Origin of the sequence: Paenibacillus sp. 1A_MP2 (assembly GCF_052244825.1) — a bacterium.
GTDB classification, from domain to species: domain Bacteria; phylum Bacillota; class Bacilli; order Paenibacillales; family Paenibacillaceae; genus Paenibacillus; species Paenibacillus vandeheii.
In genome coordinates, this window is record NZ_JBQQCS010000001.1 from 1,836,534 (window position 1) to 1,855,462 (window position 18,929).

At 46.4% G+C, this 18,929-nt stretch carries 12 protein-coding genes and 1 pseudogene; 10 read left to right on the forward strand and 3 right to left on the reverse strand.

Annotation, left to right across the window (positions count from 1 at the left end):
• Positions 1-2 precede the first annotated feature (2 nt).
• From ACTWJ7_RS09155 to nagA, 7 genes and pseudogenes are all read left to right on the forward strand, one after another.
• Positions 3-1,396, forward strand: a pseudogene (locus ACTWJ7_RS09155) (GldG family protein).
• Entirely contained in the window at positions 1,393-2,391 is a 999-nt protein-coding gene (locus ACTWJ7_RS09160; protein WP_301881370.1) for a DUF4340 domain-containing protein, read from the forward strand. The pseudogene ACTWJ7_RS09155 and the gene ACTWJ7_RS09160 overlap by 4 nt, the downstream one beginning before the upstream one ends.
• 241 nt (positions 2,392-2,632) lie before the next feature.
• Entirely contained in the window at positions 2,633-3,604 is a 972-nt protein-coding gene (locus ACTWJ7_RS09165) for a YhcN/YlaJ family sporulation lipoprotein (protein ID WP_301881372.1), read from the forward strand.
• A 260-nt stretch (positions 3,605-3,864) separates the two neighbouring features.
• Positions 3,865-4,089, forward strand: coding sequence for a helix-turn-helix domain-containing protein (locus tag ACTWJ7_RS09170; protein ID WP_017692532.1), 225 nt, complete (start codon positions 3,865-3,867; stop codon positions 4,087-4,089).
• Between the two features lie 760 nt (positions 4,090-4,849).
• Positions 4,850-5,713, forward strand: coding sequence for a MurR/RpiR family transcriptional regulator (locus ACTWJ7_RS09175; RefSeq protein WP_079347524.1), 864 nt, complete (start codon positions 4,850-4,852; stop codon positions 5,711-5,713).
• A 4-nt stretch (positions 5,714-5,717) separates the two neighbouring features.
• A complete protein-coding gene (gene nagB, locus ACTWJ7_RS09180; protein WP_301881385.1) occupies positions 5,718-6,446 on the forward strand; it encodes a glucosamine-6-phosphate deaminase in 729 nt (242 codons plus the stop codon).
• An 11-nt stretch (positions 6,447-6,457) separates the two neighbouring features.
• Positions 6,458-7,651, forward strand: coding sequence for an N-acetylglucosamine-6-phosphate deacetylase (gene nagA, locus ACTWJ7_RS09185; protein WP_301881472.1), 1,194 nt, complete (start codon positions 6,458-6,460; stop codon positions 7,649-7,651).
• A 163-nt stretch (positions 7,652-7,814) separates the two neighbouring features.
• On the opposite strand, the gene ACTWJ7_RS09190 is transcribed toward nagA, so the two are convergent.
• Both ACTWJ7_RS09190 and ACTWJ7_RS09195 read right to left on the reverse strand, forming a co-directional pair.
• Positions 7,815-8,294 carry a HupE/UreJ family protein gene (locus ACTWJ7_RS09190; protein WP_443145354.1) on the reverse strand — a complete coding sequence of 160 codons (480 nt, stop codon included), beginning with the start codon at positions 8,292-8,294 and terminating at the stop codon, positions 7,815-7,817.
• A 26-nt stretch (positions 8,295-8,320) separates the two neighbouring features.
• Complete coding sequence (locus ACTWJ7_RS09195; RefSeq protein ID WP_443145355.1) at positions 8,321-9,043, reverse strand: hypothetical protein; 723 nt, start codon at positions 9,041-9,043, stop codon at positions 8,321-8,323.
• A gap of 350 nt (positions 9,044-9,393) precedes the next feature.
• Here ACTWJ7_RS09195 and ACTWJ7_RS09200 point away from each other — a divergent pair, with 350 nt between their 5' ends.
• The 3 genes from ACTWJ7_RS09200 to ACTWJ7_RS09210 all read left to right on the forward strand — a co-directional run bounded on the left by ACTWJ7_RS09200 (position 9,394) and on the right by ACTWJ7_RS09210 (position 16,814).
• The gene (locus ACTWJ7_RS09200; protein WP_443145356.1) at positions 9,394-11,694 is read left to right on the forward strand and encodes a lamin tail domain-containing protein; all 2,301 of its coding nucleotides are present in this window, start codon (positions 9,394-9,396) and stop codon (positions 11,692-11,694) included.
• A complete protein-coding gene (locus tag ACTWJ7_RS09205) occupies positions 11,600-16,258 on the forward strand; it encodes an S-layer homology domain-containing protein (protein WP_443145357.1) in 4,659 nt (1,552 codons plus the stop codon). Before ACTWJ7_RS09200 ends, ACTWJ7_RS09205 begins: the two co-directional genes overlap by 95 nt.
• Positions 16,259-16,442: 184 nt before the next feature.
• Positions 16,443-16,814, forward strand: a complete 372-nt coding sequence (locus ACTWJ7_RS09210; RefSeq protein ID WP_301881400.1) for a hypothetical protein — start codon at positions 16,443-16,445, stop codon at positions 16,812-16,814.
• Positions 16,815-17,438: 624 nt separating this feature from the next.
• On the opposite strand, the gene ACTWJ7_RS09215 is transcribed toward ACTWJ7_RS09210, so the two are convergent.
• Positions 17,439-18,794, reverse strand: coding sequence for a dipeptidase (locus tag ACTWJ7_RS09215; RefSeq protein WP_285078369.1), 1,356 nt, complete (start codon positions 18,792-18,794; stop codon positions 17,439-17,441).
• Between the last annotated feature and the right edge of the window lie 135 nt (positions 18,795-18,929).

Sequence of the window (18,929 nt, forward strand, 5' to 3'; positions counted from 1 at the left end):
AGATGAAAAAATGGTTGAGTCATACCAACAGTACCGTGCTGTCTGTAGCGGTGATTGGCATCTTTATTTTGCTGACCCTGTTTCTGAATTCGCTTGGCGGTTTCCAATGGGATCTGACCTCGAACAAACAATATACCTTGTCAGACCAGTCTTTAACCGCGATCAAAAATGTAAAAGAAGACGTCAACGTCTTGGTGTTAACTGTCGAAAATGCGAATAATACAGTCTTGAACCGCGAAGTTACCGATATGGTTCAGGAATACACGAAACGCAACAGCAAACTGAAAATGAAGCAGTACAATCTGACACAGGAGCCTACGCTGGCTTCTAAATATGGCATCACAGGCAGCTCTATTGTATTGGAACAGGGCGATCAGCATAAAGTCATTGATATCGCCAGTCTGTTCACCGCTGTCGGGGATGGTAGCGATGGATCGTACCAGTTCACAGGTGAGGAGAAGCTGACACAAGCCCTAATGAACCTTTCTTCAACGGAGATGCACAAGATGGTCTTCCTGACAGGGCATGAGGAGCTTGGGGTGGATCAACTGACTACGCTGCGTTCATCACTGGAACAGAATAATATCACAACAGAAGAACTTCAACTGAATCAGGCAGGTCAGGTTCCCGAAGATGCGGATGTGCTTGCGATCATTGGTCCACAGCGCGACATCAGTGATACGGAACTGAAGGCAATACGGACTTATTTGAGTAACGGAGGAAAATTGCTGTTATCCCTCGGTTTTCACGAAGACATGAAATTGACATGGAAAAATATTGATGCACTCATGACCGATTATGGCGTGGTGGATGAGCATGCAGTCATGGTGGATAATCAGCAGGCCAGCACAATGGGACCACTTTGGGTCGTGCCGGAGTATGGCACACATGCCATCACGGATAAACTGGCAGAAAGCAAGCTTTATCCATGTTATCCCTGTCTATTGCTTTGACAAGCAAAGAGCAGGATAAATACACGTTGTCGCCGCTCATTCATTCATCGAATGACAGTTATGGTGAGACGAACATTGGAGGCTTATTGCAAAACGAGACATCCAATGATCAAGATCAGGATGTACAAGGTCCTGTCGAGCTTGGATATGCGGCTGATACAACGGATGGCAAACCGAAGGCTGTTATTCTGGGTTCATCCATTTTCATGCAGGACTCGGAAATAGCGAACGGCGGAAATAGGGATTTTATTCTGAATACCGTTAATTATTTAAGTGAAAAAGAAGACGGGGTAACCATCCGTCCGCGGGTGCAATCCGGTTATCAAACGGCGTACCTGGACGGTGAGCAGGCCAGAACTATTTTCTTCGTGGCAATTGTCGCATTCCCGCTCATCTTTGTTATGATAGGTGTACTCTTATGGTGGAGGCGCAGACGGGTATGAAAAAATGGCTCCCAACGATTCTGGTCGTATTGGTTTTGATTATCGGCTGGGTCTATGCGGCCAGTCAAAATTATTTTCGTGAAGAGGAAGCGGAGAAGGTCAAGTTGCTTGGTATTAAGTCTGCCGACATTCAGTCCATCACGATTCATGACAACAATGCAGACACATCAGGTGCCTCAAAGCCCTCCCAATTGGAACTAAAGAATGGCGTATGGAGTATGGTGGAACCAAAGGCTTATCCTTTGAATGGTTATGCGGTTAGCAGTTGGCTTGATGCCTTGAGTGGCGCGGATCAGGAACTGATTGTGGAGGAAGAGACGAAGGATCTCGACAAGTATGGATTGGGTGCAGATGCAACGCTGCTGGATATCCAACTGAAGGATAACTCTGTAATCAAACTGAGCATCGGTGGCCAGCTGCCAGCAGATGACGCTCGTTATGTTCGGGTAGACTCCGGGCCTGTCGTAGCCGTACAGACGGAATCCATCAGCAATATAGAAAAATCACGGCACGATCTGTTGGACACGACTCCCTTTAATCTGGATGAAAGTAATGTGACTACGCTGGAGTGGGAAGGTGAAGCAGCCACATGGATGCTCAAATCAGCCTCTGAGGAGGGTGCAGCAGAGCAGACGTGGACGCTTAATGGTGAATCGGTTGAAGCTACAGATGCTGTATCGCTGATTGGCAAAATTAAAAACCTGTCCACAGCAGACGATGTACGCAAAGCTTCTGAACTGAAAGGCACCGTGCCACGCTTTACTTTATCCGTTGAGCAGACGGTTAATGGAGAAGCTGTTACGGATGTGTACCGTGGGCTTACTATTCCATCGGAACCGGATCAGATCTGGGTAGTCACACCAGACGGTCAGTGGGCTTATCCTATGGATGCAGCTAGTCTGAGGGAAGCAGAGCAATTTCCGACTTCGATCCAAAAATCAGATGTGTCATCTTCAGCGGAGAAGGACACTGATGGAACTTCCTCATCCAAATAAGTGAATTGTCTGCTTCAACATACAATTGAGGAGCTAACTGAAACAGGAATACGAAGGTAACGAAGGTGGTGCTGCACTTTGTGCATGCACCGCTTTTTTTGTTTTTTTTTTGAAACTTGAAAGAATTCCCGTTTAGCCCCGATAAATAGAGGTTGATGTTCCATATCCTTTCAGCATATCGGTCCGTACAGAAGAGCATCCTATCCTTGTGACCAAAACCAACATAATTGGAGGATGAGACATGCCAGCAGCCAAAAAGGCGACAGCAATCAGCTTATCTTTGTCTACTGCAATCTTCGTAATGGCCGGATTGACGGGTTGTGGAACCAGCACAAAAGATAACAACAATCTGCACACCCAAAGTGTTCGTCATGAAGTGAAAGGCATTAACCGTTATGGTGTTGAGTCCAATGGGATGGATGGTATTCGTGCGAAAAGCTATCGGACGCATAACGTCACTGACCTGAAATCAAGTGACGAGCTGGCTAAACGTATTACGGAAATGAAGGAAGTGAAGTCAGCACATGTTATGCTGACCGATCGTAACGCGTATGTTGCAGTCCGTTTGACAGATGGTCACACTGGCAAATTGGAAAGCAAATCTTTGCGTAACCGTGCAAATGGCACAATGCGTACCGAAAGCATGGGGCAGGAAATGGGCGGTTTGCGTGTAAATGGTGGTAATGGAACGATGTCTCCATACAGCACAAGTGGCATTGCACCAGGACTGAACACCAATGCAGCTACGGATCGCAGCCACATGGGCAATGACCGCAGCATCTATGGAACCATGGGTACTGGATCTTATGGCATGATGCGTGGTCTGACCAACAGTGGCAATGGCACTTCACGTTCAATGAGCGATGGTCATTATGGCATGAAGAGTGAGACCACGCGAATGGACAGCACGGATGACAACACACCGGAAGAGATTAAATCCAAAATCTCGGCCAAGATCAAACAGTTTGCACCTAACGTAGAGAACGTATACGTGTCGGCTAACCCGGAATTTGTCCAGCATGTGGAGAGCTATGCCACGGATATTCGTAATGGTAAACCGGTTAGAGGCATGATTAACACGTTCCAATCGATGGTTGAACGTATTTTCCCAACGAATGCGTTGAACACCAAGCACCGTGACGGCGTGCTCGATGATGGCATCATGAATCGTAACAACAACGATGGCATGATGAACCGCATGAATCATCGGTAACCAATAGTCAGAAGAACAAGTTGCCTTTGCGCAGATGGTTACATCAGCAGCAAAGGCATGCTTGTTTCTGAGTGAGAATAACGTTTTTAACAAAATGAAATAGAATGCTTATATAAGACTGAGCTTATTCTTAAAACCCCAATTTACTGCCCATTTTTTTGATAAAACTGAACCAACGCCCTTGACCTTACATAAGATGAGTTGACTGTATCCCCTTAACCTTGTTACACCAACACAACCCGAGCAAGGAGGGGTGAACATTGAAGGGTATCGATCATAAAAGCAAATTTCTGTTGACCCACCGTGAACGCGAAGTATTCGAATTACTGGTTCAGGACAAAACAACGCGTGACATCGCAGGGCAGTTATTCATCAGCGAGAAAACGGTGCGTAACCATATTTCGAATGTGATGCAAAAACTCAATGTTAAGGGTCGTTCGCAAGCAGTTGTTGAGCTGATTAAGCTCGGAGAACTGAAGATCTGACGCGATACTGCACAGTTGATTGAAGCAGCATGAAAGTCTTTTTCTATTCTTCATGATGAAGAATGGGGAAAGACTTTTTTGTGTTAGGTTGGAAAGCAAAAACAAGCGAATTCTCAAAGTGGAGAAATCGCTTGTTTTAAATAGTCATTCTCAGAAATTTAAATTCAAAATTTGCTGATTGCACTCCACTATTCTGGTTAGATCAGATTTAGGATAGCCTAGCCGCTTTGTCTTTTTACAGCACCACCAGCAGGAACAATGTATCTTTCCTTTGGCAAAAATCCCTTCGAACTTGTAGGACCAACCGTACCGAATAGCAAGCTGTTTTTTACGCTGAATAACACGCCTTCTGTGATGCCTGTAATAGGCTCGATTTCTTTGCTGAGATTTCATTGATCATCACGCTCCCTTGGGAAAAGGCTCAGCCCGCAGAAATTCCAAGGGTACAGATTGCTACGGGCAGAGCGTGATGGAAATCGTAATCGTATATGGCATAAGGGTTCACCTACATATTGTTATTGGAATGATCCTTCCTTAAAAAGGAAATTTCCACATTCGCTTCAAAGTTCAATTCCAATATAAGCTGAATCCGGTTCCTTAATCAAGAAAATGCCTTCTCAAAATTTCAACATACATACTGCTACTATATGGTGAGAATCCTCTTGATTTGCAGCAACGTATTGATTAAAATGAAAATATAAAAATGATTTTCTTTATTTATAATGAATTTATAAAAATAATTTTCAAAAAAGGAGTACTCATGGCAGCCATACTACATGCGTTGCAGCAAGAACTGAATGACCTTCCGTCACAGGAACGACGAATTGCAGAGGTGATTTTACAGTCCCCATCTGATATTCCTGGCTGGACCATTAACCATCTTGCACAGCAAAGCGGAACAAGTGCGGCTACGGTAACCCGCTTTTGCAAATCATTCCATTTCAAAGGTTTTCCTGATTTCAAAATGAAGCTGGCCGCAGAATTGTCGCATTCCACCAATGAAACAGCATATCAGGATATCGTGGCGGGCAATCCATTATCCAAAATTGTGGAAGCCATTGAAGCCAATCATCTAGCCTCCATTGCGGATACTACCCGTTTGCTGGATTTAGGAAGGCTGGAGCATGCGGTTCAGCTGTTATGTCATGCACGTCGCATTGATCTCTACGGTGTCGCAACCTCTTCCATTGTTACGCAGGATTTCTACCAGAAACTTGTGCGGATCGGCAAAAGCTGTACCGCCTTCTCGGATTCACATATGCAAATTACGTCGGCCTCTTCACTGTGTGAAGGAGATGTGGCGATGGCAGTATCCTATTCGGGTGAAACGCCGGAGACGATCGATGCTTTGCATTGTGCCAAACAGGCTGGAGCTTCAACGATTTCGCTAACTTCCTATGGGAATAACAAGCTTGCGGGGGTGTCGGATATTCCGCTGTTTACTTCTTCACTGGAAGAAGGCATGAGGCGGGGAGATATGGCTTCACGTATTGCACTGCTGCATGTCGTTGATATTTTGTTTACGGGCATGGTGAGTGCAGACTTTGATCGTTTTATCCCCAAATTGGAACAATCGTATCACAATGTACAGTCTTATCGAGTTCAACATAACGGAGGTGCCTAAGAAGATGAATATACGTATTTTTGAAAATGAAGAAGATTTGAACGCAACGGGTGCAGGTGTGATTGCCAGCTTGCTTCAGACGAAACCCCGGGCTGTACTGGGACTTGCGACTGGAAGTTCTCCTGTGGGTATCTATAAATCGCTTATTGCTTTGTATCAGAAAGGTCTGGTCAGCTTTGCGCAGGCATCGTCCTTCAATTTGGATGAATATGTCGGTCTCCCTGTGGACCATCGCGAAAGTTACCGCAGCTTTATGAATGAACAATTGTTTTCCCATATTGATATCGATCTCGCCAGAACGCATGTGCCGGAAGGACAGGCTTCGGATTTGAGCCAAGAATGTGTTTCCTATGAACAACGGATTGATGATCGTGGCCCTGTAGATCTACAGCTGTTGGGTATCGGCCATAATGGTCACATTGGCTTCAATGAACCTGGAACCGAGCTGACAGGGCGGACACATGTGGTGGATCTCAAAGAAGAGACAAGAAAAGCAAACGCCCGCTTTTTTAATAGCATTGATGAAGTTCCGACTCAGGCCATTACGATGGGGGTAGGTACGATTCTAAAAGCCAAACAAATTCTGCTGATCGCTCGTGGTGAGGAGAAAGCCGAAATTATTCGTGAAGCCTTTATGGGGCCGATTACGACACAATGTCCCGCTTCGCTGCTGCAATGTCATCCCAATGTGGTCGTATTGCTGGACCGTGCTGCCGGGAGGTTGGTGAAGTGAGCGTAGAACCTATGGAAAACCAGGAGCAAGGGAGTGAAAAAACCATTTCCCTTCTTCGAGGCAAACTCGTATTGCCCGATGGTGTAATGGAGGATGGTGCGCTCGTCTGGGCAGAAGGGAAAATCCTTTATGCTGGCGCACCCGAGGGACTATCTGAACACATTCGCCGTGAAGCCGTATCTGTGCCTGTTTCCAAGCATGGTGTCATTGTCCCTGGGTTTATAGATATCCATGTACATGGGGGTAACGGAGAGGACTTCATGGACGCGAGTAAGGAAGTGTTGGATAAGATCACTTCATTCCACAGCACACAGGGGACCACTGCAATGCTGGCTACGTCCATGACAGCGCCCAAAGATAGCCTGGATCGGGTATTGTCTGAAGTGCACAGCTACCGTTCCGGTGAAATGCCTTATGCACAGCTGGAAGGTGTACATCTGGAGGGTCCCTTTTTCAGTCCCAAATGGCCTGGCGCACAAAACCCAGATCATATCGTATTGCCTAATGTGTCTTGGCTTGAGGCGTGGGAAAAACAATATCCGGGCCTGATTCGTCAAGTCACACTGGCGCCAGAACGTGAGGGAGCGCTGGAAGTCATTTCGTGGCTGCGAGAGCAGCGAATTACGGCGGCATTAGGTCATACGGATGCTACTTATGAAGAAGTAGAGCGGGCTGTTGAAGCCGGACTGCATCATGCAGTGCATACATTCAATGCGATGACACCGCTGCATCACCGGAATCCCGGAGCTGCCGGAGCGGTGCTCAGTGATCCACGCATTAGTGCAGAGGTTATTGCAGACGGTATTCATGTACATCCAGCGGCGATCTCACTCATCGCACAATTGAAGCAAGCTTCCGATCAAATCGTGCTAATTACGGACGCCATGTCTGCTGCCGGGCTGGATGATGGGGAATACAAAATTGGCGACCTGCCTGTGATTGTTAAGGAAGGCGTAGCCAGATTGAAAGATGGCGGTGCACTGGCAGGAAGCACGCTCACGATGATTCGTGGTTTCCGCTATCTGGTACAGGAAGTAGGTATGAGTCTGAATGCAGCTTCACGTGCAGCCAGCCTGACTCCGGCACGTCTGCTCGGCATTGATCACCGAACGGGTTCCTTTACTAAAGGCAAACAGGCGGACGTCGTTTTGCTGAATGGTGATTTGAAAATTGAGGAAGTGTGGGTGAAGGGTAGAAGGGTGTAAGACTTCAATCTAAAGTTAAACATTAGGAGCCAATTCCACTGAGGTATAGCTCCATGAATAAAAACAAGCGTTGAAAGACAGAGCTATATGTCAATCGACGCTTGTTTTCTTTTTTTGTTTAGCAAGAATGGAAGAATTGTTAATGATATTCATTTTCTTTATCTTACAGAAGACGTTCGAAAAGCCAGAATGCACCTGCCGCTGCGATGAGGCAAGAGGCAACCTTCATACCGTTGTTGTAGGCAGAGCCCTTTTGTAAATATTTAAGGATAGGTACTGCAATTGCTACTAGGGCCAACTGAATGATCTCAATACCAATATTGAAGCTTGCCAAATCAATGGCGACCTCTTTTGCGGGAATGTGCATGCCCATAAGGATGTCTGCAAAGCCCATTCCGTGAACCAATCCGAACAGAAACGTAATTAGCCAGCGGAATCGGATGTTTCTGAGGAAAATATTTTCCACCGCGACATAAACAATGCTAAGTGCAATGCCGGCTTCAATCCACTTCGAAGGCAAATGAATAAGGTCCAGATAGGTCAGTGTAAGTGTAATGCTATGGGCAACCGTGAACGCGGTGATAGTCAGGGCATATTGCTTGAAAGTCTGCCTTCCAAGCAAGAGAGCAAGTAAAAATAACAAGTGATCATACCCTCCAAGGATATGATTCATCCCCAATTGCAGGAAGGATAACCATGCGGAACGAGTTGCAGGAGAATGTGATGTGGTTTGTTCCACCTCCTGGGTCGAACCTGAGCCTGATGACGACAGGGGGCTGGCGTTGTCATTCCTTGCTGTTCAACTGAGGGCTCGTCCTGACTGATCTGATTCTCGGTAAGCAGAATGGTCCAATCCCGTTCTTTGCCCTGAAGAATGGCCTGACTTAGCTGTCCACCCTGTGTAGCCGCAAGAAGGTTGGTATATGTTGTATTTCCGTTATCGTAGTACAGTCCGTCATTGATCGTAATGGTTGTACCAGGTGAATAGGCAGGGAACTCCCAGTGAATGGTCACATAACGGGTACCGTTCTCATCCTTCATGTCCAGGTTCAGCAACGTCTCGGCCTGCTGTCTCCCGTCGGCTTCAAGGGCAATTGAATCCCCGATCCAATCGGCTATTTTATCTCCCCATACATCCAACTCATCCGGATCCAGCTTCTCGTTATTGTTGGTGTCTGCCTTAATGTTTTCAAGGACGGAGGTTTCATCTATGGAAAAATCAAGCGTAGTCCTCTCTTGTTCGAAATCAATATTGGTATAACTGGCGCTTAGCGGATGAGCTTGGGCTACCTGTGGATATGTAATTAACACAGTCATGGTTAATAGGATTATCCAGAATACAGATAGAAGGCGGTTCGCCCCGAGATGAGTGGAAATATGTGATGCGTTCATGAAGTTCCCCCTGATGGTATTTTTGCCAAGCCTGATAATGAGGTGAATTATAAGCTTGTCGTAATTCTGTGTCAATAAATTTAACATATATTTTACTTGTTTTTAACAATTGGTGAAAAATAGTTTACATAAACATAACGCTTTACAAACAAACTCATGTTCATATGTCACTATTTGATGTATATTATCCGTGATAGTGCACATTTGCTAATGGATACTTTACATAATTTCGTGCATTATTCAAAAGTATCTCAAGTAGGACGATTGTGTGGGGAGTGAGATTAGGGAAAAAGTGTTGACGTTTAGATAAGGACTCAAGTCGGAAGGGCATCTAAGAAGGAGAGGGAAACATGAAGTTAAATGTATTCAGAAAATTCAAGCAATGCATAAACATCGCACTTGTTATGTCGCTGATGCTATCGGCTTTGTCGGGGGCATTTGCTCTGCCAGTTCAAGCGTCACCTGCAGTGGACAATGTCGTAATTAGTCAGGTTTATGGCGGAGGCGGGAATAGCGGTGCTCCATATAAAAATGATTTCATTGAACTCTATAATCCTACAGGTAATGATATTGTACTGGACAATTGGAGCATACAATATGCAAGCAGCGCAGGAGCTCAATACACGCCAGAGAACATGACGGTTCTAAGCGGAACAATCCATGCGTACGGTTATTATCTGATTAAGGAAGCCACTGGTGGAGCTATCGGTTCGGATTTGCCTACTGCAGACGTTTCTGGAAATATCGCTATGGCCGCAGGCAGTGGAAAGGTTGCATTGGTTAAATCGAACACAGCTTTGAGCGCATCACCAGGTTCAGTCTTGCTTTTGAATAATTCAGACTTGGTGGACTTTGTTGGATATGGTTCAGCCAATCAATCTGAGAAAAATCCAACAGCTGCTCTGGCCAATGCGAAAGCAGCGATTCGTAAAGCTAACCCTTCGGATACAACTGCTTCTACTGGAAAAGGAGCAGGACAAGACTCAAATGACAATTCACTAGACTTCGTTGTAACTACCCCAAATCCACGCAATTCATCTATTATTGAGACTCCTTTTGATGCTGGAGAACTGCCGCAAAGCGTCCGGCCTGTAGGGGAGAACATCCTGTTTTCAGGAGTAAACGTTATTGGCTATGATGGCGCGGCTAAAGCATCGGTCACTGTCAGTGTTTACAGCGCGGATCCATTAACAGGAGGGGTCCCCGAGATTGCCCGGACACAGTCTACACCAAGTGGGGCTTTCAGCGTGGATCTGACAGGCACTACACTTGAGACGGCCAATACCATTTACTTGACTTCAACAGAATCGGACAAGCAAGCTAGTTTCGCACTTCAGTTAAATCGTGCTCAGACTTCTGCTGAGGTGAGTGAGGCTTCATATCTGGTAGAAAACTCAAGCGGAACCGTTACCGGAATCACAGAGGCAGCAGGCAGCCTGATCTCGGTGTACGCGGACGTCGAGAAAACCCAGCCATTGGCAGCGACCTCGGGTGCGACGTCTGTCGCATCAGGTCCTGATAAGAAATTTACTTATAAATTGTCGAGCACTCCGAGCACCATCTATGTGACTCAGGTGACATACGGGAGCACCGGACGCAGTCTTGAAAGCAAGCCGGTTGCCGTACAGAAGCTGGATCTTGCGGTAATAACACCAATTCAAGATATCCGTACAGTAGACAGTAAAGGCTCATCTGTATATACGAACGGAAAAATATTCACTATTGAAGGCGTGGTTACTGTTGACAACAATGTGTTTGGAACAGGGGCCAACTATTTTTTCATTCAGGATGACACAGCCGGCATTTTGATTTATGCGGGAACAAGCCTGGGGAGCAGCATCGTCAAAGGCGATCGTCTGAAAATTACAGGCACCATTCTTGAATACTATGGCTTACTGGAATTTCAACCGCTGCAGATAGAACGGACGGCGGTCCAACAGTCGCTTCCACAATTTGTTCCAATCACAGTAACGGATCTTTCAGCTTTTGCGACGGCAGAGCCGTTGGAAGGCAAGCGTGTGCAGTTGAATGCCACAGTAACTAACGTCCCTTCGACAAGTGGGAGTGTCAACGTTACAGTTAAGGACCCTGATTCAACAAAAACTACAACTGTCCGTGTGCTTCAGGGAGCCGGCATTGATTTAACGTCCACATTACAAAAGGACAGAATGTATACAATTACAGGTATCATCGGACAATATGATTCCTCTTCTCCATATACATCGGGTTATCAGTTGATGCCTACTTCGGCCGCAGATATCACCCCGATGCTGGGCATTACACATACCCCGATCAAACAGGCTTATGTAGATGCCGATGTGACCGTAACGGCAACAGCGGATGCAGCAGAACAGGTAACCCTGTATTACCGTAGCGAAGGGGAAACTGCATATATTCCGATAACGATGAGTTTATCTGATTCATCAACATATTCGGTTGTCATTCCGGGCGAAACCATTGGAACACGCAATTTCCAATATTATATTGAAGCTGTCAACGAGGACAATAAGGCATCTACCGGAACACCGGAGACACCTTATACTGTAGTGGTGTTGGATGACACTACTGGTCCTGAATTCGGTACGCCGACACCTGCACAGGATTATCGTCAGGAGAGCTATCGTCCGAAAATTTCACTCGAAATTCAGTGATCTTAGCGGTGTGGATACTTCGACAATTGCGATGAAAGTGGATGGAATATCAGTAGAACCTGTCATCACACCGGGAGCGATCTTAACCTTGGTAGCGTATACTCCTGCTTCTGAGATGGCGCTTGGGCCGCATACCGTAATGGTAAGTGCAAAGGACAAAAAACAAAATGCAAATTCATTCTCATGGTCCTTTGAAGTTGTAGAGCCTTTCACTGGTGGTCATCAATATGCTGGGACGACACACAATCATACGAATGTGTCCCATGATGCAAGCGGAGAGCCCATAACCGCAGTTGAAGAATCCAAAAAGTATGGTTATGACTGGTTCGCCTTCTCCGACCATTCGCATGACATTGACTCGGCCCAGATTGACCAAGATACCGTTACGAATAGCGGTGGAATGCCGGAACGTACCGGCGGAGAAAAATGGAAATTGGAAAAACAGGTAGCTGAGCAGTACACCGAGGATGGGAAATTTGTTGTTTTTCCGGCATTTGAAGCGACCTCTACAACCTGGGGGCACTCTAACGTCTTTAATACCGATAATTTTATCGACCGGAAACAAAATGGCGGTCTTTATCAGAACCTGAACCAATATTATGCCTGGGTGCTGACGCAGGATCAGGCGATTGCCCAGTTCAACCATCCGGATACACCTGCTGGATCATTCAATGGATTCACTCCATATAACAAACAAGTGGATGATGTGTTCACTATGTCCGAAGTGGGTAACGGTTCTGGGCATTATGCTTACTATAATATGGAAGACACATACTTCAAGGCCCTCGATCTGGGCTGGCATCTTGCACCGACTTACGGCGAGGATAACCATGATGCTACCTGGGGACAAACGCTGAAGCGGACGATTATTGTATCCAAGGATCTTACTCCTGCTTCCTTACTTGATTCCATGCGCAAGATGCGGGTATACATGACCGAAGATCCGAATTTTAGAATGGATTTCTCGGCGAACGGCCAGTACATGGGCGCCGTGGTGGAAGGTAACACCCTAAATTTCAGTGTTTCCGGTCATGATGATGTCGCGGAGAACAAATCGATGGCAGAGTATAATTTTCTTAGCAACTCGTATGTCTCCAACGATACGATTGCAAAAGTAGAGTTGCTTTCCAACGGTAAAAAGGTTATTGACAGCATCGAGCCGAATTCAACCTCGTTTGAATGGCATCCAACGGTTGCGGTGACTGGCGGTCAGCAATGGTACATGATTCGTGTAACCCAAAAGGATGGCGAGCGTGCCTATTCAGCTCCAATCTGGTCGCAGGTTGTGCCTGTGGACGTCAAAGTATCTGGAATTGAAGTTGTAGACAATGCATTGGTGGGCAACACACCTGCAAATGTCAAGATCGGCGTATCGAACGCAGGTACAGAGGCATTGTCGAACCTGACCGTAGACTTGTACTATGACAGCAAGGACGCCGAGCATAAACTCGGCAGCGCAGCGGTCAGCTCAATAGAAGCAAATTCCGTCGCTTATGTGACTGTTCCATGGAGCAATCCGGTTTCCGGGGAGCATAAGCTGATTGCCGTTGTGTCAAGTCCTAACGGGGATGATCCATCAGATAATACGTATGAACTAAATGTGAAGGTGAAGGAGCCGCTTGGTCTAACCGTCATGATTGATGCGGCACACAAAAATGAAAATACGACAACAGATACTGGTACGTATGTCGACAAACTGCAAAATTTCACAAGCATGGTTAGACAGGAGGGTTATACTGTCGTTGAGAACAAATTGCCATTGACGGCAGATGTGCTCAAGGACGTCAAGGTACTGATGATATCCCATCCAAACGTCGATCTGACCTTCGAGGAGAATGCGGCCGTAGCGACCTTTGTCAAAAATGGCGGGGCTTTGTTAATGACCGAGAAGAGTAACTTTGGTGCCAATCCAACACTGAACAATGATTTGCTGGCAGAGATCGGTTCTCATATTCAGGTTTCCAATGATGGAATTTATGATGATTCTATCAGTGGCAACTTCTGGAGTACACCGGCTACTGCGAAGTTTGCTGTCAGACTGTTCCCAGAAATTGTAGACAACTATATCATGGATCGGGTTCCACCTATTGAGTATTACAGTGGGGCAAGTTTGTATAGGCTTGGAACGAGCGGACCGGAGCCGTTGATCACAGAGGATAACGTGCAGGTGCTGGCATTTGCCAATGAAACCTCTTACCAAAATAGTGTAAAGGCTCCGTCATATACCTATGATACGGTATCAGATGAATCGGGAGGTTCTGCTATTCCGGCCATTGCTTCCGAGCAGGTGGGTAGCGGACGTGTCATTGTGTCGGGGATGAACGTTGTTAATGATCAGCAGTGGGATGATGCTTTCGGAGATAACGGAAATAACGATTTTGGAATGAATGCAATCAACTGGCTTGCTGGAAGGGAAACCAAGGTATCGGAGATCGGTACGGCCCGTTCGTTACCGGATGGCTCCGAAGCCGTAGTGCAGGGCGTGGTGACTTCAGCGGCAGGTGTGTTCTTTGATGCTTTCTACCTGCAGGATGCAACAGGGGGTATCATGGCGTTCAAGGAAGTAACGGATGATTCGCTAAAACTAGGCGATATTGTTCGCGTATATGGATCGACTCATAATTTCGAAGGCAACAGGGAAATCACATTTGATCAGTTCAGCAAGGATGTCGTGATTGTGGGGCATGCTGATCCGGCGGAACCTAAATCAATTCATACGGGAGACTCGGAGGTAGTTGGTTATCAAGGTCTGCTTGTAAAGGTAACGGGTAAAGTTTTGTCAAAATATGATAGTAATTCTTATGTCATTGATGATAACAGTGGCCCAATGATTGTGTTTACGGACGGTTATATCACCAATCAGTCTGGTCCAGTACCGGAGCTGCAATCAGGAGATACACTTGAAGCGGTTGGAATCCTTGGCGGATTCGCCGAAGGTAGCCGCATCAGGGTGAGAGATACGCGCGAACTGAAAAAATTAGCCTCCACAGAATCTCCTGATTCAGAGGCAACACTGTCGGAGTTGGTGTTGAAAGACAAAGGCGGCAATACAGTGCCTTACACACCGCTATTTTCTAGTGAAATGATGCAATATACGACAACCGTGCCTAACAATGTTGATGCGGTTAAGATTTATCCATCAGCATCAGCAGGTGCTTTGGCAAGGATTGATATTAATGATATTGCCTTGTCGGGTGAAGGTTATACGCAGCTAGCGCTTGCTGCCGGAGCCGTTACCACGATAACGATACAGGTGACTGCTGAGGATGGCACAACTGTGAAGGTATACACCTTGAAGGTAACACGCCAGTCCGATGACAATTCCTCGGGTGGTAATGGTGCTTCACCTGGAGATAACGTAGGCACTCCGTCCATTGGCGACAATTCCTTGTCGGGTGGTGGAACAACTGCATCCGGAAGTGGCAGTACGGGCGAAACAACAACAAATATGGTTGATAAAGACAAGATGAATCATGCATTGAGCTCGGCAACAACGAAAGTACAGATTGACATGGGTACACAGGGTGAGATCACCGTAACTTCTGAGGCACTTGGTCTTTTCCTAAATCAATCCAAAGTACAGCAAGTGGTTCTCCAAAATGCACAGGGGCAATACACATTGACACCTGACCAAATCAACTGGAGCAAACTAGAGGAGCAGCTTGGCGTGACCAAAGATAAGCTTTCGCTCAACTTGAGCATCACTGCCAATGTGAACGCCTCCAGACAGGCCACCAATGCTGGAATGACTGTCATTGGAGCAACGGCGTTCACATTAACAGCAATGAACCCTGCGGGACAATCGCAGAACATTCAGCAATTGGACGAGTATGCCAACCATCAAGTTAGCGTTCTTAAAGGAACGGACACTGGTCATCTGGCTGTGCTTCGTGTGGATCAAATTAATGGCAAGACGGTATTCACACCGGTTCCGTTCACCTTGGACGGAAACAATGTCAACATTTACAGCCGAACAAACGGGTCTTATGTACTTGTTCAGCACACAGCTTCCTTCAACGATACGATGTCCCATTGGGCCCGTCAGGAGATCGAAGCTTTAGCCGGCAAATATATTATCCAAGGAGTAAACGACAAGGTATTTGAACCTAACCGTTCCATTACCCGAGCTGAGTTTACCGCTCTGATGATTCGTATGTTCGGTCTGTCTGTACCGGATATCGAAAGAAGCAGCTTTAAAGATGTATCCAATACATCATGGTATGCACCATATATTGCATCCGCAACAGAGGCTGGTCTGATTAATGGTTACACGGGCAGCAAGTTCAAGCCTGAACAGACGATCTCCAGAGAAGAAATGGCGGTCATCATCTCCAGAGGATTTGCTCTGGCGGGGTATGACACCAGCAGCACGACGAGTGTGGCATCGTTCGCCGACGGAGAACAGATTCAGAATTGGGCAAAATCAGCCGTAGGACTGTTGAATCAATATGAGATTGTCAAAGGCAATCCGGATGGAAGCTTCAAACCTAAAGGATTGGCAACACGTGCCGAAAGTGCGGCGATGTTGGGTCGTTTGAGTGAGATGCTAAAGTTTAATCCATGATTTCGATGTGAAGCTCCAATAAAACTTCATCGTTAATAGAAACAACCCTTCGTGCTGAATAGCATCCGAAGGGTTGTTTTTTTATTGTGTATACACTGGCATTTGTCGCAATGGTCCTGTCTCTGTGGTAAAATACCTGCAAATGAATTCTTACTCCTTGATCAATCGAATGGAGGTACTATACATGGAACGTAACGCTATGCTCGAATTCGACCCGTTCATCACAGAGCTGGCGGAAAAGCTGCACGTACACGGATATTATGCCTTTTATGGTGAGCACTACAATGAGACCGATATGGAGCAGTATCGCAGACATCTGTTCACCTTATTCAGCAATATCGTATGGGTGGAGCTGGAAGCACGCAAAAAATATATGATTGTTGATCATCGTGGACGCAACACGGTTATGAAATTGGTTGACGGCATGCTGAACACCCGCAGAACGCTGCGGGCCAATCTGGCGATGGCAGGTACTGACACCTCCGAAGTCCAGCAGGAAATCACGCACATGATGCAGCTTGTGCATATGTTAAATTTCACAACCTTCCGCTCATAGGTGGAGGTATATCCCGACTGTTGGTTATCTCCTTCTATTCTAGTCACAGTGCTAACGAACCTATTACACCTTATTATGAGGATTAGTCTGGATTGGAATGTCTAACGAACGTCAGCCACGCTATTCCGGTGAAAACTTGATGATCAACATGCAAAATGAGGAAATAAAGCGCCTACGATTCGTTAATTCCCCAGAACTGCGGATTTTCATCGAATAGCACGTGCTCGGTTCGTTAAAAGGAAAATAACGAGTCGTTGCAACGAATGTATCCAGATCTACCAATTACAAAAGGGGTGTGCCGTCATAAATAGGACGGCACACCCCTTTATCTATTTATATACCTACCTACTACCCATCATTTGTAAAGTAGTTCAATCGTAAAATCAGTCATGGAAAAGCGGCAAAGTAGTGCAGGGGACGAAATCGATTCTGTAGAAGCGGAGCGTTCGCCTAAAAGCTTTCTGCAAGAAAGCTACTTCGGAAGCATATGCTATCGTCGGATTTTACCCTTTGAGAAGGGGAATTCAAAAAAATCCGACGATAACAGCGATCGAAAGAACGATTCGGCACCGGAACGGCCACTCAGCACGCTTTCCAGCACTTATTTTTCACATGAACTCTACTTTACAAACTCTTCATAAACTGAACAATCGTCAACAACCCTTTATCAAAGTTCTCCAGGTTGAAATGCTCATTCGGTGCATGCAGATTCTCATCTGGCAAACCGAAGCCCATCATGACAGCCGGAATACCGAGCACGCGTGAAAGTTTCTCCACGATCGGAATGGAGCCGCCGTCTTTCGTAAACAGAGCACGAACGCCGTACACTTGCTCATACGCATCGGCTGCTTTTTGCATTACCGGATCGGAAGGATCGGTATTGAACGCAAAGGCTTTCTCAATCTGCTTCACATGCAGCGTCGCGCCTGGCTGAAGGTGAGCGCGCAGATGTGCTTCGATACGATCCAGCACATGTTGTGGATCTTGGTCCGCAACAAGGCGGCATGTGATTTTGGCATGAGCATCCTTCGGAATAACGGTTTTGGTGCCTTCCCCTTGAAAACCGCCCCATACGCCATTCAATTCCAGCGTTGGACGTGCGCCAACACGTTCCACGAATGAGTAGCCTTCTTCCCCGTACAATTGCTCCAGTCCCAGGTCTTGACGAAGCTGTTCTTCATTGAAGCCCTGCTTCACGAATTCTTCTCTCATCTCAGGAGAAAGTGGCAGAACACCATCATAGAAACCATCAACACTTACGCGACCTTGCTCATCATGCAGCGAAGCGAGCAGGGAAACCAATGCGTGCAGTGCGTTCGGTACACCGCCTCCAAATGAACCGGAGTGCAGGTCCGTATTGGCTGTGTTCAGATCCACTTCGAGCGAGCAAAGGCCACGCAGACCCGTGGAAATCGCCGGTTTTCCTTTTTCGAGCAGGGACGTATCCGAGATCAGTATCATATCTGCACGCAGCTTGTCCGTATTGTCATTCAGATAGATCGGCAGGTTTGGGCTGGAGATTTCTTCTTCCCCTTCGATGCAGAATTTTACATTCACGGGAAGTTCCTTGTTTTCGGCAAGCAGAGCTTCAACCGCCTTAATATGTATGAAGATTTGTCCTTTGTCATCCGTGGCCCCACGTGCAAACAGTTTGCCGTCCCGCACGGTAGGTTCGAATGGAGGTGTATCCCACAGGTTTAGCGGATCGACAGGCTGTACATCATAGTGCCCATAGATCAGTGCGGTAGGTTTCCCGGGTGCATGCAGGTGGTCTGCATAGACAATCGGATGTCCCGCCGTAGGAATAACCTCTACATTTTCCATACCTGCACGTGTGAGTGCATCCGCAGCCCATTGTGCCGCACGGTTAATATCCTCTTTATGCGCTGAAATGGCTGAAATACTTGGAATGGATAACCATTCATTTAATTCTGCCAGGTGTTTCTCTCTATTTTCTTGAAAATAAGCTTGTTCCTTCATTAAAAAGGGCCTCCTTCATGTTTTGCTTTACCTTATTGTAATCCATTTTGATGTGTTAATAAAACATTGGTTAAAAAATGATCTGCTACGTACCGTTTCATTCCCCTGGAAATTATGCGTATAATACAAGAAACG

What these genes read in the sequence shown, in the direction of transcription:
- ACTWJ7_RS09165 (WP_301881372.1), top strand. Translation starts at nt 2,633, where the DNA reads ATGCCAGCAGCCAAAAAGGCGACAGCAATCAGCTTATCTTTGTCTACT.
- ACTWJ7_RS09205 (WP_443145357.1), top strand. Translation starts at nt 11,600, where the DNA reads ATGACACTACTGGTCCTGAATTCGGTACGCCGACACCTGCACAGGATT.
- ACTWJ7_RS09160 (WP_301881370.1), top strand. Translation starts at nt 1,393, where the DNA reads ATGAAAAAATGGCTCCCAACGATTCTGGTCGTATTGGTTTTGATTATC.
- nagA (WP_301881472.1), top strand. Translation starts at nt 6,458, where the DNA reads ATGGAAAACCAGGAGCAAGGGAGTGAAAAAACCATTTCCCTTCTTCGA.
- ACTWJ7_RS09175 (WP_079347524.1), top strand. Translation starts at nt 4,850, where the DNA reads ATGGCAGCCATACTACATGCGTTGCAGCAAGAACTGAATGACCTTCCG.
- ACTWJ7_RS09195 (WP_443145355.1), bottom strand. Translation starts at nt 9,043, where the DNA reads ATGAACGCATCACATATTTCCACTCATCTCGGGGCGAACCGCCTTCTA.
- ACTWJ7_RS09200 (WP_443145356.1), top strand. Translation starts at nt 9,394, where the DNA reads ATGAAGTTAAATGTATTCAGAAAATTCAAGCAATGCATAAACATCGCA.
- ACTWJ7_RS09210 (WP_301881400.1), top strand. Translation starts at nt 16,443, where the DNA reads ATGGAACGTAACGCTATGCTCGAATTCGACCCGTTCATCACAGAGCTG.
- nagB (WP_301881385.1), top strand. Translation starts at nt 5,718, where the DNA reads ATGAATATACGTATTTTTGAAAATGAAGAAGATTTGAACGCAACGGGT.
- ACTWJ7_RS09215 (WP_285078369.1), bottom strand. Translation starts at nt 18,794, where the DNA reads ATGAAGGAACAAGCTTATTTTCAAGAAAATAGAGAGAAACACCTGGCA.